Below are 4,168 nucleotides of genomic sequence, written 5' to 3'. Positions count from 1 at the left end.
AGTAGAGAGGTTACACCTGCTTAGCCTGTACCTAGACAATATACCATGCCTAACAACTTTTAGACGTCCTAAATGACGTCTTATTTTACGTCACTTTTGACGCATAAACAGATATACGGCAAAAATGACGTATAATCCAGTGATTTTTTGCAGCCTAAAGTTAGGACGTGCCTATGTTGAAAAATACTGCACTAAAAGTTAGGATAAGTAAAGTGGTTTATTTGAAGATCAAGGAAGAAAGCAAATGTATGACTCACCCACATTATTAGATTTAGTATCGACCAAAATTCGTCTCAAACATTATAGTATTCGAACTGAAGAAGCTTATAAAAATTGGATTAAACGATTTATTCTTTTTCATCAAAAACAACATCCTAGACAACTAAAAGCTTTTCACATAGAACAGTTTTTAAGCTATTTAGCGACTGACAAGAATGTTTCGGCATCAACTCAAAATCAAGCATTATCATCTATTGTTTTTCTATACAAAGACGTGTTATGTATGGATATGCCTGAACTTGAAAACATCAGTCGAGCTAAAAAACCTAAACGCTTACCCGTGGTTCTAACTCAAGATGAAATTAAGCAGTTATTAGCTCAATTGGATGGAACAATTTGGTTAATTGCATCATTGTTATATGGCAGTGGTATGCGCTTATTAGAATGTCTCCGTTTAAGGGTAAAAGACATAGATCTAAAAACACATCAAATTATCGTTAGAGATGGTAAAGGCCAAAAAGATCGTATTACCATGCTGCCAAAATCACTTGTTAAACCTTTAGCTGTACATTTAGAAAAAGTTCGCCTTCTACACTGTCAAGCATTAGAAAACGGTTATGGTACCGTATATTTACCTTTTGCATTAGACAAAAAATATCCTAATGCTAACTCTGAATGGGCATGGCAATATGTTTTTCCAGCTAAAACAGCCTCAACAGACCCAAGATCAGATACTAAACAGCGTCATCATCTTAGTGAACAAGTCATTCAACGGGCGATTAAAAATGCCATATCTGCTGCAAATATTTATAAACCAGCAAGCTGTCATTCTTTAAGGCACTCTTTTGCTACGCATTTATTAGAAAGTGGCTATGATATTCGCACTATTCAAGAGCTATTGGGTCATAATGATATAAGTACAACAATGATTTATACCCACGTTTTAAACAAAGGTGGGAAAGGAGTCATCAGTCCTCTTGATCGTTAGACAATTTGACGAGTTGCTTAGCGGCTAAAAAAAGTTGCTCTTGCTCATTAGTTGGTAAGCATAATAGCTCTGCCGTTGAGTCATCAGTCGAAATTATAAAACTATGTTGCTCATTTGCTTGAGGGTTAATTTTTAAGCCTAACCAAGTTAAATGCTCAACTATATTTGCTCGAATGGTGGACTGATGTTCACCTATCCCACCTGTAAAAACCAATCTATCTATTCCCTGTATCGTTGTAGCCATTGCAGCAATGGTTCTTGCACAATAGTCAACAAAATAATCGATAGCAAATTTAGCTTCTGTCTCCTGACTATCCATCAAAACACGCATATCTGAGCTAATACCTGATAAACCTAATAATCCTGATTGGTAATACAATAATTCTGTTAAGGATTGCGCAGTCCATCCCTGCTCGACTAAATATAACATCACACCCGCATCTAAATGACCACAACGTGTTCCCATCGGTAGCCCATCTAATGTACTAAAACTCATACTATTCGCTTGGCTAACTCCATCTTTAATAGCAGTAATACTTGAGCCATTCCCCAAATGAGCGACAATAACACGACCTTTATCTCGCTGTGTATTTGCTAACTGGCCAATAATAGATTGGCAAGATAACCCATGAAATCCATAACGTTTAATGCCTTTACTTGTAAGTATTTTTGGCAAAGCAAAACTACGTGCTATTCTTGATTGTGATTGATGAAAAGAAGTATCAAAAGCAGCGATTTGTTGAATATCAGGCCATTTATTTTGTATAGCATTGATGACTGTCAAAGCAGGTGGCTGATGTAAAGGACATAATGGCGAGAGTGCCTCAAGCTCTTGCAAGATGTCTGGCGTAATCATCACTGCTTGTTGATGCTCTGCCCCATGCACAACTCGATGGGCAATTATGAGGTTTAAAGGTGCATAATGTGTCTTGATATGGTCAACGATAAAACAAGCATCGTCAGCCAAGTGATAACTTGGTGTCCAATTTTTAATCTGAAATTGTCCCTGTCCTAAAAATTGCTGCTGCTTTAAATCTATATTTAATGAAAATAATGGTTTTTCTTGTTGATAACAGGAAAATTTTAGTGAGGATGATCCAACGTTAAATGTCAGTATTAATTGTTGCATTAGAACACCATGTTTTATTAGTGAGTGTATGAGTAATTATCAAGTTGATTTTTAATAGGGTATATTGGCCTAAAATAACCATCTTTATTACCCTAGTGCATAGTTACTGCTTTTGACAGAATAGTCTAATATCTCACTAATACTTCAATGACATAGGATAATATCGTGAATTCCGAATGGTTATATCTTTCTGCAAGTCAATTATTAATTCAACTAAAAAATGGCTCAATCAGTAGTCGTGCCTTATTAGAAACCTATATTTCACGCATTAATGTTAAGAATCCTGCGGTGAATGCTGTCGTTGCAATGAATTTAGAAAAAGCTAGAGCAAGAGCCGATGCAGCCGATGCAGCTAGGGCTAGAGGCGAGTCTTGGGGTGTTTTGCATGGCTTACCAATCACCATTAAAGATACCTTTGAAGTACCCGATATGCCATGTACAGCTGGTGCGCCTGAGTTTCGTGATTATTTTCCCAAACAGGCCGCTGCAGCAGTACAACGTCTAATTGATGAGGGAGCCATTGTTTTTGCTAAAACCAATGTTCCTTTATTTGCTTCCGATGTGCAAAGTTATAACAAAATTTATGGTACAACCAATAATCCTTGGAATTTGCGTTATACACCAGGCGGATCTTCTGGTGGTGCAGCCGCTGCATTAGCAGCAGGATTTACCGCTCTTGAACTGGGGAGTGATATTGGTGGTTCAATTCGTACACCTGCTCATTTTTGTGGCGTGTATGGTCACAAACCTACACATGGCATTATTTCCTTACGAGGCCATATTCCAGGCCCACCTGATACCCAAAAAACACCAGATTTAGCGGTAGCTGGGCCAATGGCTCGCACAGCTGAAGATTTGGCCTTGATGTTGGATGTGGTCGTTGGTGCCAATCCTGATGATGCGATTGCATGGCAAATAAAACTGCCCAAAGCCAAACAAAAAACTTTACAAGATTTTAGGGTGTTGCTGTGGATTGATGATAATTTATGCCCGATAGACAATGAAATGCGACAAATCTATTTGAGTTTATTTGAAAAATTAAAAGCAGCAGGTGTTAATGTTCAAATTGGCGCGCCGTTAGGCATGAGTTTAAATACGTTTTATCCTTTATATTTGCGTCAATTGGGCAGTGTTATGGCGTTGTCACAAAGTACATTACAACGTAATTTAATGGGAGTCGCAGCTCCCGTATTAGCCAAAGTTGGAAAATATGTTAAAGCTCCGCCTTTATTCGAAAACTTTTTGCAAGGAATGGCTCAAAGTTATGCTAACTGGCATTATAGCCATGAGCATAGTTTAAGATTACGCAAAAAATTTAGTCAGGTATTTAATGAGTATGATGTGATTTTAATGCCACCAACACCTTCGACAACCATTCCCCATCAACAAAAACCAGAAATGCCCCAACGTCGTATTACAGTTAATGGTGAACAACGCAGCTATACCGAATTATTTACTTGGATAGCACCTGCAACATTACTGGGTTTACCCGCAACAAGCGCACCCTTAGGCATTACGCGTAGTGGTTTACCTGTTAATATTCAAATTATGGGAGCACGTTTTCACGATAAAACAACCATCAAATTTGCTAGTCTATTGAGCAAGTTGATGGGTGGTTTTACGCCACCTCCTTTAATGTCATCACTTGAGTAACACATTTCACCGTCAATCACATATTTTGAATCCTCCCCCTCTTTTACTAAGGGGGGGGGCGGGAGGATATTGCAGCTAATACACAACAAGGTTCAGTCTTTAATTTTTGTATAATCTTTAGGCAATTCGAAAAGTGCTTGATCTTGTTCACCAATCTCCACATCTGAGATCGGAAGAGC

Annotated in this window: 3 protein-coding genes; 2 read left to right on the top strand and 1 reads right to left on the bottom strand. The window is 38.1% G+C overall.

The annotated features are described in order from the left end of the window. The first annotated feature begins 244 nt into the window (after nt 1-244). Nucleotides 245-1,207, top strand: coding sequence for an integron integrase (locus Q0212_RS08635; RefSeq protein WP_297924553.1), 963 nt, complete (start codon nt 245-247; stop codon nt 1,205-1,207). On the opposite strand, the gene Q0212_RS08630 is transcribed toward Q0212_RS08635, so the two are convergent. Beyond that, complete coding sequence (locus Q0212_RS08630) at nt 1,188-2,336, bottom strand: acetate/propionate family kinase (protein WP_297924551.1); 1,149 nt, start codon at nt 2,334-2,336, stop codon at nt 1,188-1,190. The two genes, Q0212_RS08635 and Q0212_RS08630, sit on opposite strands and share 20 nt — an antisense overlap. Before the next feature lie 165 nt (nt 2,337-2,501). Between Q0212_RS08630 and Q0212_RS08625 the strand changes: the two genes are divergently transcribed. Then, entirely contained in the window at nt 2,502-3,989 is a 1,488-nt protein-coding gene (locus Q0212_RS08625; RefSeq protein ID WP_297924549.1) for an amidase, read from the top strand. Nucleotides 3,990-4,168 lie beyond the last annotated feature (179 nt).

Origin of the sequence: uncultured Agitococcus sp., assembly GCF_937920075.1 — a bacterium.
Taxonomy (GTDB): Bacteria; Pseudomonadota; Gammaproteobacteria; order Pseudomonadales; family Moraxellaceae; genus Agitococcus.
This window is presented reverse-complemented; position numbering and strand designations above follow the sequence as displayed.